We start from the raw sequence: 16,484 nt of genomic DNA on the forward strand, positions 1-16,484 counted from the left end.
GCCAGCGTTCGTCCTGAGCCAAGATCAAACTCTCCATAAAATGTGAGCTTGCTTGCTCGTTCAAAAAACTAGCTTGTATATCTTGCTTGACATACTGGTTGTTTTGTTCAGTTTTCAAAGATCAAATTTGTGTGTTGCCGTTAAAAACAGCGACTCACTTACTATAACATGCCGTTTTTGAAAAGTCAACAACTTTTTTCGGCTTGTTTTGTTGTTTTGCGCCTCTGTCGAAGCGACGTCTAATAATATACCATGCAGGCGAGAGAGCGTCAATACATTTTCTTAAAAAAATGATCGTTTTTTATAAATATGCCGTTTCCACCGCTCTCCCGCCCGTTATATTCCTGGTTATATGGTTCTATGACGCGATTCCTTCTATTAACTGGTTGCGGGTCGATACTTCCGATGATAAATCATTTTTCCTTTAGTTTCTTCCCGGATCGGTTCAATTATACCTTTTTCCGTTAAGTATTCCAGCATAGAACTTAAATCGAGTGCGTACGGTTCGATGGCTGGATGGATTTTCAGTTCCCCGAATGTCCACGCATCCGTTTTGCTGCTCATAATCTCCAATAAATGGGCAGCACATTTCTTCGCCCGTGTACTGATCGCAAATTCCAATGCCAAAAGCATCAGTTCTACTCGCTTTTTGATTTCTTCCGTACTATTGATCATTTCTTCATATAACTTATATACTTCTATGTCGATCCGCTTCACTTGATTCCAAACTACCACTTCCGGGTGATAGCCTTTTTCGATGATTGCAAGCCGTGCCAAATAATGAAGCGACCGGATCACCCTGCTATATGCGTCGAGGTACTGTTCTGTTTGGTAAAGGTCCTTCGACTCGCTGTAGCTGCGTGTCAGTTTAGCGAATTCCATCGCCATCTTCAATTCCCGTTTTTCCTGTGGGAAGCTGCTTAGTTCTTCCTTTAACCTGGCGACATACTCGTTGCGGTCAAAAACGATTCTTCCATTAATCACCCACTCGACAGCTCGTCGGTAGGTGCTCGTGTCGATCCAGTAAGTAAGCAGTTGTTCGTCGACGATATGCATCGCCGCTTTTTTATTGTCAAATTCGTAGTGTTTCACATACCAAGGCTGGTCCGCTTCATTGACAATCACCAGCAGAATAACATCAAAATTATCGGTAACCGGACTGACCGGTTTGTTCTTTTCTATAATCAAAACACCTAGTGTGTTTGCCTGGCTTGCTCGTTCCTGGTAAATCGGCCGTAAAATGTCTTTCATGATATTCCTCCATTAATGAGAATAGAAACTAATTCGATAAATATGTAAAAAACCCTTTTTCGGAAGACAAGTTTTCCATGGAATTTTATGCTATACTACCCTTTGTAGAGTTAAGGAGGGAAAGCGGTGGCTTTAAATTATAGCAACAAAATCAATAAAATCCGTACGTTTGCCTTAAGTCTGATTTTTATCGGATTCGGGGTCATGTACCTCGGCATCCTGACGAAAAAAATCGAATGGCTGATGGCGATCTTTTTCATACTCGGTTTATTATGTATCATATTTAGTACGGTCGTCTACTTCTGGATTGGGATGCTGTCTACAAGAGCACGCCAGATTGTCTGCCCGAGCTGCAACAAGCCGACCAAGATGCTTGGACGGGTGGATGCCTGCATGCATTGCAATCAGCCATTGACCATTGACAAGAATCTGGAAGGGAAAGAATTCGACGAAAAGTACAATTCGAAAGAATACCGCAAACAGTTAAAGAACCAAACAAACCACTCCGAATAAGAGTTACCCGGTCATCTAAAGTATTCTCTTGAAAGAGGGAAGACTCAAGACCGAGAGAAGAATCACTAAAACAAAAATCCAATCATACACATAAAAAAGAGGCTGTCCGGCAGGGCAGCCTCTTTTTCGTTTAGGCACAGGAAAACCCCTACCGGCATGGTAAGGGTGCTGCAGTATTAGTGCTGGGTGGTTTTTTTGCAGTTTTCGCAAGTTCCGTAGAGTTCCATTCGATGATGGCTTACATCAAACCCGGTCACTTTTTGTGCCAGTGACTCGACCTCGTCAAGACGCGGATAGTGGAAATCGACGATTTTGCCGCAGGAATCGCAAATAACATGGTAATGGTCGGATGTATTGCAATCGAACCTGCTGGAGGAATCCCCGTAGGTCAACTCCCGAACCAGTCCGATTTCGCGGAATACACGAAGGTTGTTATATACGGTGGCGACACTCATGTTCGGGAATTTCCCTTCCAGTGCCTTGTATATGTCATCAGCGGTTGGATGAATCTCTGCATTTAATAAATATTCTAATACCGCATGACGCTGTGGTGTAATTCTTACGCCTGAGTTTTTCAGCCGGCCGACAGCTTCTTGAAGTTGTGCTTCAGACACCGTCATGCACCTCACTTTCGCTAAGCTATATTCTTTATGATGGCTTCCGTAAAGTCATTCATTCCTGGTAGTTGTATTACTTGATTGTATGGATAGTTCATTCTATCAATATTATTAGTTTATAATTCTTATAAATAGTGTAACCGGATAAGAAACATTCTGTCAATAAAAGTATATTAGTCAGCGGGCAAAAGTATACTACACGTCCGCCTGCAGCGGCAATTCTTCTCCTCCTGCCTGCTGGTTGGCGAAGCGGGCCGCGACAAACAAAAAGTCGGACAGCCGGTTCAAGTAAGACAGGACAAGCGGACTTTCCAGCTCGTCTTCCAGGGCCACCGCCAGCCTTTCCGCCCTTCTCACCACTGTTCTTGCGGTATGCAGGGCTGCAGCTCCCGGCTTTCCTGATGGAAGAATGAAGTTTTTCAATGGTTCCAGGTGCTGGTCCCAATCGTCGATTTGCCTTTCCAGTTCATCGATATGACTTTCCTTCAACTTCCAGGTAACTTCTTTATCGGGAGGAGTGGCAAGCTCCGCACCGACATGAAATAAAATCGTCTGTATACGATGGAGGACCTGGAGAAAGTTTTCTTTGCCGGACCAGTTTTCTTCCGCAAGATGGCTTGCAGCGAGACCGATCATCGAATTGGCTTCATCACACGTACCGTATGCTTCCACCCTGATATCGTTTTTCGGCACTCGTTTCCCGTAAATCAGCGAGGTTTTTCCTTTATCCCCTGAGCGTGTGTAAATCCGCATCTAATACCCCCTGTCCAAATTGATGGTGTTGACGAGCACTGTTTCACCGCTTTCGTATTTTTCCAGGTTCTCTTCAAATATATCCATTGCCCTCGGCAAATATTCGGGGGAGGCACCGGAAACATGCGGTGTCATGGTCACTTTTTCATGATCCCAAAATGGATGATCCGCTGGCAGCGGCTCCTGTTCGAACACGTCGAGAATCGCATGGGCGATTTTGCCGCGGTCGAGCGCATGGATGATCGTCTCGCTGGCAACGGCATCTCCGCGTCCCATATTCAAAAAGATGGCGGATGGCCGCATTTTGTCAAAATGCTCCTCGCGGAAAAAGCCTCTTGTTTCCTTTGTACTCGGTAAAACCGATACAACGAAATCAGCAGTGGATAATATGGATGTCAGATCCTTCGGCTTGTACATTTCGTCAAAATAGCTTCTTTCGGTTCCACTGTGGGATACGCCGATCGTTTTCATGCGGAACGCCTTGGCCAGACGGGCCACCTCCTGCCCAATCGCCCCGGCGCCGACAATCACCATCGTTTTGTTGGAGATTTCCCGGAGGCCTGCGCGTTCGCCGCGAGCCCATTGATGACTGCGCTGGCTGTCAATGAACAGTTCCGTGTTCCGGCAAACTTGCAACAGCATGCCGATTGCATACTCAGCCATCGGTATTTTATGGATTCCCCGGGAATTGGTTACGATAATCCCCTTTTTCTTGATTGCTTGAAACGGCATTTCATCAATTCCGGCTGAAAGTACCATGATCCATTTCAACGAAGCAGCCTGATCGATCAGTTCATCGGTCAAATCCTCACCATAGGTAAGCAGGATGTCAGCCGATCCGATATATTGCTTCGCTTCCTCCATCTCGTTGCAAAAACGGAACTGATGAGATGGATAGGTGGCCGTAAAGTGATTTTGCATATCCTGGGGAATTTCTGCGGATGATACGATGTTCATAGCGTTCCCTCCTGCACCATTTACCTCTATGATATACCCTTTCCCTTTCCCGAATAAAGGAAAAAGCAGCCGGCAAACGGCAAAAAAATAGCGCAAGGCGGGTCCCTGCGCTTTCAAGGTCTTCTATATTATAGGGGAGGTTTCAGAATATACTACAGGATATGCCGCAACCTTCCCCCCTGTATAGCTTCTTTGCCTACCTTTAGAAAAAAATGCTGGCATCAGGACAGATTTTCAGGATTCAACCCTTTTAATGAATCAAGAACAAACTCGCCATCCTTCCGGATCAGGACATCATCAAAATAAATATTCCCGCCGCCATACTCAGGCCGCTGGATCAATACCATGTCCCAATGAACCGACGATTCATTGCCGTTCGGTGCTTCATCATACGCTTCGCCCGGAGTGAAGTGCAAGCTGCCGGCGATTTTTTCGTCAAACAGAATATCTCCCATCGGCTCGGTGATTTTCGGATTCAGTCCGAGAGCGAATTCGCCGATATAGCGCGCCCCTTCATCCGTATCGAGGATTTTGTTCAGCTCTTCTGTTTTGTCGGCAGTCGCTTCCACAATCTTTCCATCTTTAAAGGTCAGCGATACATGACGAAACGTGACGCCACGGTACGGGCACGGCGTGTTATAGGTGATCGTGCCGTTGACACTGTCCTTTACCGGAGCGGTGTATACTTCACCATCCGGAATATTCCGCTCCCCGTAACACATGACGGACGGAATGCCTTTGATGGAAAACGTCAAGTCGGTTCCTTCTCCGGTAATCCGCACCTTGTCGGTTTTGTCCATCAGTTCTTTCAACGGATATTGCGCCTCTTCCATTTGTTTGTAGTCGACCGTGCAGACGTCCAGCAAATAATCGAAATAGTCATCATACGTTTTGCCGGCTTTTTGCGCGGCACCTGGGGTCGGATAATTCAACAGCACCCATTTTTTGTTGTCGATCAGGTAATCGTTGGCAGGCTTGAGCACGCGTCCTGCCAATTCCCACTTTTCAGAAGGAACCGTGCTGAATTCCGCGTCGTTCTCTTCCCCGACGATTTGGATAAAGGCATCGATATCCTTGAACCGTTCCAAATCCCATTTGTTCTGCAGCGATAATTGTTCCTCGGCTGCCTCTTCGATTTGCAGTCTCCGAATTTCATCGTCCACCAATTCCGGATAGGGGAATGCCTGTAACTGATAAGCCTTTTTGACAAGCTCTTTGATCAATGGCTTGGAATTTGTATTTCCGGTAATCAAGACTTTCTCTCCTGGTTGGAGTGTCAATGAATGCGTGAGCAGTACTTCTGCCAGTTCTGTTAGTCTGGAATCTTTCATATTCTCGCTCCCCTTTTGTTTGGCGTCTTTAATGTTTTATTCGCTGTTCCGTTGGCATTTCCTGTTTTCCTCCCGAAAAACAGCCAGCAGTCTGAAACGCTATCCGTCGCAGGCAGGAGTAAAAACATAGCCTGCCGTAAAAGCTTCGTCCAGAAAAAGCACCCGCCCGCCGGACGAGTGCTCTGTTTCAGTTCAAGTTTTCTTTGATATAATTCAACGCTTCCTCTACATGCCCCTGCACCTTGACTTTGCGGTATTCCTTTTGCAGATTTCCTTTTTTGTCAATGATGAACGTGGAACGTTCGATCCCCATATACTCCTTGCCAAAATTCTTTTTCAGCTTCCATACGCCATAGGTCTCCGCCACTTTATGCTCTTCATCCACGAGCAGCTGGAACGGGAGGTCGTATTTTTCGCGAAACTTCTGATGGCTTGCTTCGGAGTCCGGGCTGACACCGAGAATGACTGCATCCAGCTCGGCAAAGCTTTCATGATTGTCGCGAAAGTCACATGCCTCTGTCGTGCAGCCAGGCGTATTGTCTTTTGGATAAAAATAAAGCACGACGTTTTTCCCTTGAAAATCCGACAGCTTGACAGTTTCCCCTGTATTCGCCTTGAGCGAAAAGTCAGGTGCCAATTTCCCAACTTCTGTAGTCATGTATATCTCCCCTTTTCCACGTTATTACAATCCGGATGCTTCTGGATCCGGCTAAACATGTCCATTTTCAGCATAGCCTAGGAAGGGGGAAGATACAACTAATTATCATCGTCCTTATCATCATTATCGTCTTCATGCTTATTGCTGCCAAACGCCCGCATAAAATAAGCAGTCGGCAGCAAGACGCCAATGGCTGCTTCAATCAGCGAAAGCGGTCTGGCGATACCGAGCGGTACAATATCTCCATAACCAACGGAAAGAATCGTTTCCCCGCTGAAATAAAGATAGGTCCGGAACGAATGCTCCGCCGGCTGGCTGCCGGCAGGATCGGCATATACCAGCACCGGGCCGTTCAAGGAAAGCATGTAATATAATAACGCAAAACCGAACGTAATGCCGGTAAGCACAATAAACAGTTTATAGAACAGCGCCTTGTTAAAATAACTTTTTTTAAACGACTTGTTTGTGAAGAAATAATAGAGATTTCCTGCCAAAAAAATAATAATTAATGCTAGGATGACTTGAGAAAACACTGCATCAACTCCTTCTCCGGGTCCGTAAGGATTCTATACCCCGCCTGAAAGGGAGTTATGCCTGCTAATTAGGAAGTCTTCCGGCAACCTCTACTGAAAAGGATGATGTTTTTTCAATGAGGTGATGTTCTCCTTCTGTTCTTTCTCTTCCAATGACGTCTGCCAGACTTTAAGAAAAAAAGCCGCCGGCAGAATATAGCCGATAAGCGCTTCGGTTAAGGCAAGCACCCGCCCAATACCGACCGGGATGATATCGCCATAGCCGACAGTCATCAAGGTGACGCCGCTGAAATAGAGGGCATGGGCCAACGCTTCCAACGGGGCGACCTTAGACAGGGAATCTCCCTCGATCAGTACGACCCCATTGAACGAGAGAACAAAATACAACAGAGCGAATCCCAGCATGACGGCTAAATACAGGACGATCATTGTATAAAAGATTTCAAACGAAAAGTAGCTGCGCTGGTAGGACTTGTGAGAAATAAATGAATAGAGACTGCCGGCAAGCAGCCAGACTATCAGTCCTGCAATGATCCAGGTCATCCGAACGCCCCCTTCCGTTAGCAGCTTCTGTCCTATTGTTTATTCCGATCACCTGCCGATTATGACAAACAGCCAGACGCAAGGCTTGGGGGTTGTTTTCGTTTATTGCTATAATAGAGAGGATTCTATCAACACATGGAGGTTTCGCGATGAACATTGAAAAGTCGAAACAATTACATACAGAAGCGAAGGAACATATCGTCGGCGGGGTCAATTCCCCTTCCCGTGCGTACAAAGGAGTCGGAGGCGGCACCCCGGTCTACATGGAACGCGGCCAGGGGGCTTACTTCTGGGACGTCGACGGCAACAAATACATCGATTATCTGGCCGCTTACGGTCCGATCATCACCGGTCATGCCCATCCCCACATTACCGAAGCAATTACCAGGGCAGCACAGAATGGTGTTTTATACGGAACACCTACCGCTTTGGAAAATAAATTCGCCAAAATGCTGAAGGAAGCAATCCCTTCATTGGAAAAGGTCCGCTTCGTCAATTCGGGTACCGAAGCAGTCATGACGACGATTCGCGTCGCCAGGGCTTACACGAACCGGAATAAAATCGTCAAGTTTGCAGGCAGTTACCACGGACATTCCGATCCGGTACTTGTACAGGCTGGGTCCGGACCTTCCACTCTTGGCACACCGGATTCAGCAGGAGTTCCAAAGGCGATTGCGCAGGACGTGATCACGGTTCCGTTCAATGACATTGATGCTTATAAAGAAGCAATCCGCCATTGGGGCGACGAAGTCGCAGCGGTCCTTGTCGAACCGATTGTCGGAAACTTCGGGATTGTCGAACCAAAACCAGGCTTCCTGGAAGAAGTCAACGAAGTCACCCATAATGCAGGAGCGCTCGTCATTTACGATGAAGTCATTACGGCGTTCCGGTTCACCTACGGAAGTGCCCAGCAGGTACTGGATGTGGAACCGGATATGACGGCGATGGGTAAAATCATCGGTGGCGGTCTGCCGATCGGCGCTTATGGCGGACGCAAGGATATCATGGAGCAGGTAGCTCCGCTAGGACCTGCTTACCAGGCAGGAACAATGGCGGGTAACCCGGCATCCATGTCGGCCGGAATTGCCTGTCTGGAAGTGCTTAGCCAACCTGGTATCTACCAGCAAATGGACATGCTGGGAGAAAAACTGGAACAGGGAATTCTCACGTATGCCCGTGAGTACAATATCCCGGTAACCATTAACCGGTTGATGGGGGCATTGACTGTCTTCTTTACCGATAAGCAGGTAGAAAATTACGAGGACGCCGAAAATACGGATGGCGACCTGTTTGCCAAGTTCTTTAAGTTGATGCTTGAGCAGGGAATCAACCTGGCACCTTCAAAATACGAAGCCTGGTTCCTGACCACCGAGCATACCGAAGAAGACATCGAGCAAACATTGGATGCGGTGAAGCATGCATTTGACCAGATGAGCACGAAATAGGTTTCAACTAAAAGCTTCCGGATTTCCGGAAGCTTTTTCCTATCTTTCCCTGACTAGGGATAAATTGCATTAAAAATGGACACAATTTATTTTTATGCAATATTTTGAATATTTAGTTGATTGTGGTCTGCCTCTTATGCTAAAATAAAGGTGAAAATTTTTATGATTTTCAATCATTCGTGCTTTTGTCAGTTTGTTTGACTTCCCTTCCAAAGCATGAAAGCCTTGGGTCTCTGCCACTCCGGCAGAGGCTCCTTTTTTCTTTTGCCCAAGACAACTTTCATTTTTCCTATGCCGGAGAATAGAATGGTGGTAGGTGTTCAAAAAACGAACGTAAAGATAACAAAATGCTTGCAGCTGCGCTATACTTTACCTAGACAGAGAAATTTGGGAGGAAGAAATCTATGAAACTCGGAGCACGCATGCTGAAAACCGGCCTGGCGGTCGCCATTTCTTTATATATCGCCACCCTTGTCGGGATCCCAACTCCGATTTTTGCCGGGATTGCAGCGGTCTTCGCGGTACAGCCGTCTATCTATCGCTCATTTCAATCCATCGTCGAACAAATTCAGGCCAATATCATCGGGGCAGTCACAGCGATCATCATCGTCCTGACCTTGGGAAACGATCCGTTCGTGATCGGTTTTACGACCATCCTCGTAATCGGAATGTGTATCAAATTGAACATGAACCAATCAACGATGATGCTTTCCGTTGTCGCTGTCATCGCCATCATGGAATCAACCGAGATGGAATTTATCACCTTCGCCATGATGCGTTTCTCTTCTTTGACGCTCGGGATTTTAGCGGCATTCGTCGTTAATTTGTTTTTCCTGCCGCCGAAGTACGAAACAAAGCTGTTTCAAAAAATCGACAGAACCACCTCCGATATTTTGCAGTGGCTGCGGGTCACGACCCGGCATTTATCAGACGAGCCGGCACTCAAAGGGGAAATCGAACGAATCCAGGATGAAATCCGCTACATCGATCAAACCTATATTTTTTATGCCGAGGAACGGACTTATCTTAAAAAGAATCAATACAGCAAGGCCAGGAAGCTGATTGTTTTCCGTCAGTTGATTGCCTGTACGAAGAAATCATTCGACGTACTGAAAGCCTTCAACCGGCTGGACGAAAAAATCGAAAGCATTCCGAAGAAATTCCAGGATGCGCTCGTACAGGAGCTCGATAAAGTCATTCACTCCCATGAAAAACTGATTTTAAGTTCGATGGGCCGGATACGCAAAGACCACAAAGAAACATTACGGCTGATCAGTGAGCCGGATCTCCTTCGACTTGTCGAAACCCTCATACATGTATACCAGGACGAGGATGGAGCAGACCGGCTGATTTTACTGCCCCTGGCATCCCAGCTGATGGAATACCATCATGAATTGAAGCACCTGCGCAGGCTATTGAAGAGTTATCAGCAATATCATCAGGATGAACAATTAACGATTGCTTCCGAAAACAAAAACAGAGGCAGGGACTAGAATCCCTGCCTCGTTTTTATGTCCCCAAATATTCCGTTGTCGAATCGTCCAGCTGCTGTACCTGATAAAGATTGTAGTAACTGCCTTTCAAATTCATCAGCTCATGGTGGGAGCCTTCTTCCTTGATTTCTCCGTTTTCAATCAAAACGATACGATCGGCGTGGGTTATGGTCGACAGCCGGTGGGCGACGATAAATGTCGTCCGGTTGGCTGCCAATTTTTCAAGCGCCTCCTGTATCAGGTGCTCGCTTTCTAAGTCTAGCGCAGAAGTCGCTTCATCCAATATCAGGATTGGCGGGTTTTTCAAAAATACCCTTGCAATGGCAATCCGCTGCTTCTGCCCACCGGAAAGCTTGACTCCCCGTTCGCCGACCATGGTGTTATATCCATCGGAAAGCCCCATAATGAATTCATGGGCATTTGCTGCCTTGGCTGCACGAATCACCTCTTCATCGCTTGCATAAGGATTTCCCATACGGATGTTCATGGAAATCGACTCACTGAACAAAATATTATCCTGTAATACCATGCCGATTTTGTCCCTAAGCGAGCGGGCTACGACATCACGGATATCGGTCCCGTCGATTTTGATGCTGCCTCCGGTAACATCGTAAAAACGCGGTATCAAACTGATCATCGTCGATTTTCCTCCGCCGCTCATCCCGACAAACGCAACGGTTTCTCCTTTTTTGACATCAAGAGAAACATCGTGCAGGACAAGTTCTTCTTCATCGGTATATCTGAATTGCACATGGTCGAATTCCACATGTCCATGTACTTCCTTCAACTTCTTGGCATCCGGTTTGTCGACAATATCATAATCTTCATCCATGAATTCAAACACCCGGTCCATCGACGCAATCGACTGCACAAGCACGGTTGAAGAGCTGATCAATCTGCGGAGCGGACTATATACCCGATCCATGTAACCAACAAAAGCGGCTATCGTACCGACGCTAAGATTGCCGGTTATCGCAAAATATCCGGCAAATCCGATAACCAGTAGCGGTGCCAAATCAGTGATCGTATTGGTCACCGCAAAAGTTTTCGCGTTCCAGGAAGTATGCTGGAGTGCTTTATCCAGGAAGTTAGCGTTTTGCTGGTCGAACTGTTCCTGTTCGTAATCTTCAAGCGCAAAGCTTCTCGTCACCGGCATACCCTGTACCCGTTCATGCAGATGCCCTTGTACTTGCGCTAGGGCCTGGGAACGGTCCCGGGTCAAGCTGCGAAGTCGGCCGTAAAACAGTTTGACTGCGAAGCCGTAAAAAGGAAACAATGCCACTGCTACAAGCGTGAGCCACACATTCATTGTCAGCATGATGGCAATCGCGATCAAAATCGTGATCATGTCCAGCCAAATATTCATTAATCCTGTCATGACGAAGTTCTTCGTCTGTTCGACATCATGAATAACCCGCGAAATAATTTCCCCTGTTTTCGTCTGCGAGTAAAAGCGCAAACTCAACCGCTGAATGTGGTCAAACAGCTTATCACGTATATCATACAAAATTTTGTTTCCTGTCCACTGGGCCAGATACTGCCGTAAATACTCAATCGGCGGCCGGGCCACCAGAAAGATGACAAATGCTCCACCCATGAGCCATAGCAATTCGGAAAGTTTCTCCGAATTGGTCAAATCGTCGGCACCGATGATGTTGTCGATGACATACTTTACAATCAATGGCATCAAAAGCGGGATTCCGAATTTCACAATCCCGATGAGCACCGTCCATATTATTCTCCATTTATATGGCCAGACAAATGCCATGTACCTTTTTATACTGTCCAAGGTGTTCACCTCTCTCACTGTTGCTCTATCTTGTATATCTTTAACCTGCATCCGCAGAATCAAACGCCTTTTGTCCGAATGGCTCCCGTCACACTCGCCCTTTAAGCTGCTTATACCTTTTAAGCGCGGAAGAGAGGCTGCCAGCATATCCTTATTTCTTATAGAAAACCTGTACTCATGCTGAAAGAATGCTTCATTTTCCCATCCCAAGGTTACGGTCTCGACAGATGCACAAAACGCTTCTTACGGAAACGCAAGAAAAACCTTGCCGCCCGAATCGGTGACAAGGATTTTTAAACTTATTCCTGTTTTTCAAACAAAGCCTATCGGTAGGTTAAATACCGTTCGTACCACTGATCGACGAACTCGGGCGAAAACGGGCCCTGTCTCTGCCTGATCCAATGCATGAGATATTCAACATGGTTCCACAAAATCCGGTCGACAACCTTTGGGTAATTCATTTCCCGTTTATGCTGCTCGTATTCGTCTTCATCCAGCAAGTTAAATGTCATATCCGGAAACACCTTGATATCCAGATCATAATCGATGTACTTCAACGCTTCTTCATCAAAGACGAACGGCGAGCTGATATTGCAGTAATAATAAATACCATCATTGCGCAGCATACCAATTACATTAAACCAATACTTGGAATGAAAATAACAGATTGCAGGCTCTCTGGTTACCCATGTCCGTCCGTCGCTTTCCGTGACCAGAGTTCGATCGTTAGCTCCTATCACTACGTTTTGCGTGCCCTTTAACACTGTACTGCTCTCCCAAACGCGATGGAGCTGGCCATTGTGCTTATAACTTTGTATTTGCATCTTCGTACCAGGTTGCGGGCCAGCCATCCTATCTTCCTTTCTTTTTTTAAAGAGTATTTTGTGGTTACTAATCCAATTATAACGATAATAATTTCTAAATGGAAATGATAGACTACAGGGCAGCGAAGTTTATCCATACAGGTAGGGCGAACTCTATGAAGGTTTCATGGAACGCAGTTAGATACGTATATTTCCGATCAAAAACAAAAGGAGCTCTCAACGGGTGAGAGAGCTCCTTTTGTATCTTTATTCGGGGGTCATACGTTATTTCTTACGAGCTTGAGATTTTTGGTTCTGCTGTCTCACTGTCTGAGCATCGGTTTCAGAAGCGAATTCTGTACCGAATTGACCAGCTTGACCGGCTTGAGCGCCGCGAGCAGATTTTTGATTTTGCTTTCTTACTTGCTGAGCGTCAGTTTCAGAAGCGAATTCTGTACCAAATTGGCCTGCTTGACCAGCTTGAGTAGCTTGGCCGCGAGCAGCTTTTTGGTTTTGCTTTCTTACTTGCTGAGCATCAGTTTCAGAAGCAAACTCTGTCCCAAATTGTTGACCTTGTGCAGACTTTTGATTTTGACGTCTTACTTCTTGAGCGTTAGTTTGGCTTGGGTTATTGTTTTTAGCCATCTCATATCACCTCCGCACCAATTAATTTCTCCAATAGGCGGGATGTTATCCAAGAGAAAGCGGCAAGAAACTTATCCAGTTGGTCCAAAAACTTCCATTCGGGAATAAAAACGTCTTAAACATCTTAAAATAAGCCAACGACCATTATCCGAGATGCTTCAGCATTTTTTGGTGGGAAACCGGAAATGGATACTGCTCCAATTCTGCCGGTTTAACAAACCTGCCGGAACCGTTTGTCAGACTGCCTCCAATAACCGTTGCTTCCATCACCAGAACATTCCAAATAAGATGGGAAAAAACATGCTTGATTTGATCAAGCTGACTTTCAATACTTATTTCAATGCCGTAAACCTGCCGGAACCACTGGGCAGCATGTTCCTCATCGGTTTCTGCAAGCGGAGCCATCGGAAATTGCCACAAATTGGCCAACAAACCGGTTTCCGGACGCTGTTCAATTAAGTAATTACCTTGTTCATCTTTTAATAAAAAAGCAAAGTAACTTACCCGCTTCTGTTTTTTCGCTTTTGTTTTCACCGGCAAATCCTGTTGGATGCCTTCAGTGAAAGCCCGGCAGTGTTCCTGGACAGGACAGAGCATGCATGATGGCGTAGTCGGAGTGCAGACAAGCGCCCCCAGTTCCATGAGACCCTGGTTGAATGCCGACGGATCTTGATGGGAAATAATAGCTTTTACGGCAGATTCAAATATTTTTCTTGTTTTCGGTTTGGCAATATCTTCGTCGATCAAGAGTATCCTTGACAAAACACGCATGACATTGCCGTCGACAGCCGGCTCAGGCTGGTCATAGGCAATGCTGAGAATCGCCCCTTTTGTATAGGGTCCGACACCTTTTAAGGCTCCTAGCTGCTTCGGATCTTCCGGAACCTTGCTCGCGTATGACGATGCGACTTCCCTTACAGCGTTTTGCAGGTTCCGGGCTCGGGAATAGTAACCTAGACCTTCCCACGTTTTCAGTACTTCCTGCTCGTCTGCTTCTGCCAAATGATTAAGCGTCGGGAATTTTTCCATAAAGCGTTGGAAGTAAGGGATGACGGTATCAACCTTGGTTTGCTGAAGCATAATTTCGGATACCCATACTTTGTAAGGGTCTTTATCTTCACGCCAGGGGAGCTGTCGTTGTTCCTGATAAAACCAGTCGATTAAATCTGCTTGAAATCCAGCTGAATCGAAATCCTGGGTGATTTCTGCGACTTGTTCGTTTTTCATTGTTTCTCATCCTTCGTGGTACAATATAATTAGCACGGGCAAGACCGTGAATAAGTAAGATTTAACAAAGAGATTGTTGCGAATAGGTGAAGCTTGCATCGTACAAAAGCAGGACAAGTAATCACTGCCGTCCGCAAACGGGGGCTAACCTGGTGTTATGAACACCCGGGTTTCAAATACTTGCCCTTCGTTACCAGTACAATCGATGGCTAAACACGAAAGCAGGGAACCTGCTTCATTAAGATCATTTCTGCAGCACCTACTAGCTGCTTATACTATGCATAACTAAAGGAGGGCCGTATTGGATGGATACTGGGACCCACATCGTTATGGGGGTTGCTCTCGGCGGCCTGGCCACGCTAGATCCGGCCGTACAACAAGATCCCACTTTATACAGTGCCGTCATGATTGGCACATTAGTCGGGTCACAAGCACCCGATTCCGACACCATACTAAAGCTGCGAAATAACGCTGTTTATATACGTCATCACAGAGGGGCTACTCATTCAATCCCTGCAGTCCTGTTTTGGGGAGTTGCCATTGCAGGCCTGATCCATGTGTTTGTCCCGGAAGTAAGCTTTCTGCATTTATGGATGTGGACCTTTTTGGCCGTCATCCTTCATGTTCTGGTCGATGTCTTTAATGCATACGGCACCCAGGCCTATCGACCGTTCACTCGGAGATGGGTCGCCTATGGATTTATTAATACATTCGATCCGTATATTTTTGTGATGCACATCATCGGCATTGTAGCCTGGATTTTAGGTGCAAACCCCGGTTATACGTGGCTGTTAATCTATTTTGTCATTTTTCTTTATTATATCAAACGGTATATCGACAAACGGGAAATCGTCAAGAAGGTCAAGCGGCATATTCCGGAAGTAGAACAAATTGTCACTTCCCCAACGATGAAACAAAACGTCTGGCGAATTGCCGTGACGGCAAAAGACCGCTACTATGTGGGAAGAGCCGAAAACGGCCATATCCACTTTATCGACGAATTCGAAAAAAAGCCGCTGCCGGAAGAGGAATTGACAGATATGGCACTAAAAGACAAAAATATTTCCGCATTTCTGTCTTTTTCCCCTGTGTACCGCTGGGAAATTAACTATTTTGATGACTTTACCGAAGTGCGGTTCATTGATTTACGTTATCGTTCCAATGGGCATTATTCGTTTGTGGCCGTCGTGCAAATCGACGACAACCATCGGATTATGACCTCTTACACCGGCTGGATTTTCTCGGAGAAAAAATTGCAGAGAAAACTGGTTATCGAGGATTCCCCTTCTCCGTTCAACTGATAAGACAAGAATAGGAAAAACGGAAGGCTGGGAGCCCTGTAACGGGCACCAGCCTTTATTTTTCTTCCTTATTGTTTTTGCGCTCGAACATGCGCTTATACTTTGGATTATTGGACAGAAATTCGTGCAGCCTCGGACCATACTGATCGATCCAGCGCAAGACGATCTGTTCAGTGACGTCTTTTCCCTGGTACTTTTCACCGGCCTTAGCCCGTGTGGTGTCAAAGTCCTCCCAGAGCAGTTCCACCCAAGTTCTTGCTTCGTCACTGCTCAATTGCTGATTTTTTTCGGCAAGTCGTTCCGCTAGCCGCTCAAACCGTTCCTGCATGTTACTCACCCTTTATAAAAGAGAATCGCGAACGTTGCACATCAACGATGCTTACGTATCGGTAATTATTGTACCACATAACCTGCTTGGTAACGTAGAAACTAGGAATGTGCAGTCTTTAGACAGCGCGAAATGGATTGTCGGGAGGGTAGGAAAATGCGGAATAAAAAATATGGTTTTCCTGATATGCGCATGGACAGCAAACCTCGTGCCAAGGGTCGTTACAGCCCTAAACGGGCGGATGGCTCGACCAACACCGAACCACAGGAACGCATGAAAAATTCTGCTAACCGCTAG

At 46.3% G+C, this 16,484-nt stretch carries 18 protein-coding genes; 5 read left to right on the forward strand and 13 right to left on the reverse strand.

Annotation, left to right across the window (positions count from 1 at the left end; all coding sequences use genetic code 11):
• Positions 1 to 378: 378 nt before the first annotated feature.
• A complete protein-coding gene (locus tag BN1067_RS01330) occupies positions 379 to 1,251 on the reverse strand; it encodes a nucleotidyltransferase-like protein (RefSeq protein WP_053217139.1) in 873 nt (290 codons plus the stop codon).
• A gap of 126 nt (positions 1,252 to 1,377) precedes the next feature.
• On the opposite strand from BN1067_RS01330, the gene BN1067_RS01335 reads away from it, so the two are divergent.
• Entirely contained in the window at positions 1,378 to 1,764 is a 387-nt protein-coding gene (locus tag BN1067_RS01335; RefSeq protein ID WP_053217140.1) for a YgzB family protein, read from the forward strand.
• Positions 1,765 to 1,940: 176 nt separating this feature from the next.
• Here BN1067_RS01335 and perR read toward each other — a convergent pair whose 3' ends face one another.
• From perR to BN1067_RS01370, 7 genes are all read right to left on the reverse strand, one after another.
• A complete protein-coding gene (perR, locus tag BN1067_RS01340; protein ID WP_053217141.1) occupies positions 1,941 to 2,384 on the reverse strand; it encodes a peroxide-responsive transcriptional repressor PerR in 444 nt (147 codons plus the stop codon).
• Positions 2,385 to 2,576: 192 nt separating this feature from the next.
• Positions 2,577 to 3,134 carry a cob(I)yrinic acid a,c-diamide adenosyltransferase gene (locus BN1067_RS01345; RefSeq protein ID WP_053217142.1) on the reverse strand — a complete coding sequence of 186 codons (558 nt, stop codon included), beginning with the start codon at positions 3,132 to 3,134 and terminating at the stop codon, positions 2,577 to 2,579.
• The gene (locus BN1067_RS01350) at positions 3,135 to 4,091 is read right to left on the reverse strand and encodes a D-2-hydroxyacid dehydrogenase (RefSeq protein WP_053217143.1); all 957 of its coding nucleotides are present in this window, start codon (positions 4,089 to 4,091) and stop codon (positions 3,135 to 3,137) included.
• Positions 4,092 to 4,312: 221 nt separating this feature from the next.
• Positions 4,313 to 5,422, reverse strand: coding sequence for an aminopeptidase (locus BN1067_RS01355; RefSeq protein ID WP_053217144.1), 1,110 nt, complete (start codon positions 5,420 to 5,422; stop codon positions 4,313 to 4,315).
• Positions 5,423 to 5,609: 187 nt separating this feature from the next.
• A complete protein-coding gene (gene bcp / locus BN1067_RS01360) occupies positions 5,610 to 6,080 on the reverse strand; it encodes a thioredoxin-dependent thiol peroxidase (protein WP_053217145.1) in 471 nt (156 codons plus the stop codon).
• A gap of 98 nt (positions 6,081 to 6,178) precedes the next feature.
• A complete protein-coding gene (locus tag BN1067_RS01365) occupies positions 6,179 to 6,613 on the reverse strand; it encodes an ion channel (protein ID WP_053217146.1) in 435 nt (144 codons plus the stop codon).
• Positions 6,614 to 6,703: 90 nt separating this feature from the next.
• Complete coding sequence (locus BN1067_RS01370; protein WP_110943248.1) at positions 6,704 to 7,156, reverse strand: potassium channel family protein; 453 nt, start codon at positions 7,154 to 7,156, stop codon at positions 6,704 to 6,706.
• A gap of 149 nt (positions 7,157 to 7,305) precedes the next feature.
• Between BN1067_RS01370 and BN1067_RS01375 the strand changes: the two genes are divergently transcribed.
• Together BN1067_RS01375 and BN1067_RS01380 are read left to right on the forward strand one after the other, a co-directional pair.
• Positions 7,306 to 8,601, forward strand: coding sequence for a glutamate-1-semialdehyde 2,1-aminomutase (locus tag BN1067_RS01375; RefSeq protein ID WP_053217147.1), 1,296 nt, complete (start codon positions 7,306 to 7,308; stop codon positions 8,599 to 8,601).
• 404 nt (positions 8,602 to 9,005) lie between these two features.
• On the forward strand, positions 9,006 to 10,094 hold the full coding sequence (locus tag BN1067_RS01380; RefSeq protein ID WP_053217148.1) for an FUSC family protein: 1,089 nt from the start codon (positions 9,006 to 9,008) through the stop codon (positions 10,092 to 10,094).
• Between the two features lie 16 nt (positions 10,095 to 10,110).
• On the opposite strand, the gene BN1067_RS01385 is transcribed toward BN1067_RS01380, so the two are convergent.
• The 4 genes from BN1067_RS01385 to mutY all read right to left on the reverse strand — a co-directional run bounded on the left by BN1067_RS01385 (position 10,111) and on the right by mutY (position 14,558).
• Positions 10,111 to 11,883, reverse strand: a complete 1,773-nt coding sequence (locus BN1067_RS01385; protein ID WP_053217191.1) for an ABC transporter ATP-binding protein — start codon at positions 11,881 to 11,883, stop codon at positions 10,111 to 10,113.
• Between the two features lie 323 nt (positions 11,884 to 12,206).
• A complete protein-coding gene (ntdP, locus tag BN1067_RS01390; RefSeq protein ID WP_053217149.1) occupies positions 12,207 to 12,734 on the reverse strand; it encodes a nucleoside tri-diphosphate phosphatase in 528 nt (175 codons plus the stop codon).
• 237 nt (positions 12,735 to 12,971) lie between these two features.
• On the reverse strand, positions 12,972 to 13,331 hold the full coding sequence (locus tag BN1067_RS01395) for a gamma-type small acid-soluble spore protein (RefSeq protein ID WP_053217150.1): 360 nt from the start codon (positions 13,329 to 13,331) through the stop codon (positions 12,972 to 12,974).
• 144 nt (positions 13,332 to 13,475) lie between these two features.
• Complete coding sequence (gene mutY, locus BN1067_RS01400; protein ID WP_053217151.1) at positions 13,476 to 14,558, reverse strand: A/G-specific adenine glycosylase; 1,083 nt, start codon at positions 14,556 to 14,558, stop codon at positions 13,476 to 13,478.
• Positions 14,559 to 14,863: 305 nt separating this feature from the next.
• Between mutY and BN1067_RS01405 the strand changes: the two genes are divergently transcribed.
• Positions 14,864 to 15,859 carry a metal-dependent hydrolase gene (locus BN1067_RS01405; RefSeq protein WP_053217152.1) on the forward strand — a complete coding sequence of 332 codons (996 nt, stop codon included), beginning with the start codon at positions 14,864 to 14,866 and terminating at the stop codon, positions 15,857 to 15,859.
• Positions 15,860 to 15,914: 55 nt separating this feature from the next.
• Here BN1067_RS01405 and BN1067_RS01410 read toward each other — a convergent pair whose 3' ends face one another.
• Positions 15,915 to 16,187, reverse strand: a complete 273-nt coding sequence (locus BN1067_RS01410) for a YfhJ family protein (RefSeq protein WP_053217153.1) — start codon at positions 16,185 to 16,187, stop codon at positions 15,915 to 15,917.
• Between the two features lie 156 nt (positions 16,188 to 16,343).
• Here BN1067_RS01410 and sspK point away from each other — a divergent pair, with 156 nt between their 5' ends.
• Complete coding sequence (sspK, locus tag BN1067_RS01415; protein ID WP_053217154.1) at positions 16,344 to 16,484, forward strand: small acid-soluble spore protein K; 141 nt, start codon at positions 16,344 to 16,346, stop codon at positions 16,482 to 16,484.

This window comes from Virgibacillus senegalensis (assembly GCF_000821245.2).
GTDB lineage: Bacteria > Bacillota > Bacilli > Bacillales > Amphibacillaceae > Sediminibacillus > Sediminibacillus senegalensis.

Coding starts and splice junctions, on each gene's coding strand:
- BN1067_RS01330 (WP_053217139.1), bottom strand. CDS start 1,251: ATGAAAGACATTTTACGGCCGATTTACCAGGAACGAGCAAGCCAGGCA.
- perR (WP_053217141.1), bottom strand. CDS start 2,384: ATGACGGTGTCTGAAGCACAACTTCAAGAAGCTGTCGGCCGGCTGAAA.
- BN1067_RS01345 (WP_053217142.1), bottom strand. CDS start 3,134: ATGCGGATTTACACACGCTCAGGGGATAAAGGAAAAACCTCGCTGATT.
- BN1067_RS01350 (WP_053217143.1), bottom strand. CDS start 4,091: ATGAACATCGTATCATCCGCAGAAATTCCCCAGGATATGCAAAATCAC.
- BN1067_RS01355 (WP_053217144.1), bottom strand. CDS start 5,422: ATGAAAGATTCCAGACTAACAGAACTGGCAGAAGTACTGCTCACGCAT.
- bcp (WP_053217145.1), bottom strand. CDS start 6,080: ATGACTACAGAAGTTGGGAAATTGGCACCTGACTTTTCGCTCAAGGCG.
- BN1067_RS01370 (WP_110943248.1), bottom strand. CDS start 7,156: ATGACCTGGATCATTGCAGGACTGATAGTCTGGCTGCTTGCCGGCAGT.
- BN1067_RS01375 (WP_053217147.1), top strand. CDS start 7,306: ATGAACATTGAAAAGTCGAAACAATTACATACAGAAGCGAAGGAACAT.
- BN1067_RS01380 (WP_053217148.1), top strand. CDS start 9,006: ATGAAACTCGGAGCACGCATGCTGAAAACCGGCCTGGCGGTCGCCATT.
- ntdP (WP_053217149.1), bottom strand. CDS start 12,734: ATGGCTGGCCCGCAACCTGGTACGAAGATGCAAATACAAAGTTATAAG.
- BN1067_RS01395 (WP_053217150.1), bottom strand. CDS start 13,331: ATGGCTAAAAACAATAACCCAAGCCAAACTAACGCTCAAGAAGTAAGA.
- mutY (WP_053217151.1), bottom strand. CDS start 14,558: ATGAAAAACGAACAAGTCGCAGAAATCACCCAGGATTTCGATTCAGCT.
- BN1067_RS01405 (WP_053217152.1), top strand. CDS start 14,864: ATGGATACTGGGACCCACATCGTTATGGGGGTTGCTCTCGGCGGCCTG.
- BN1067_RS01410 (WP_053217153.1), bottom strand. CDS start 16,187: ATGCAGGAACGGTTTGAGCGGCTAGCGGAACGACTTGCCGAAAAAAAT.
- sspK (WP_053217154.1), top strand. CDS start 16,344: ATGCGGAATAAAAAATATGGTTTTCCTGATATGCGCATGGACAGCAAA.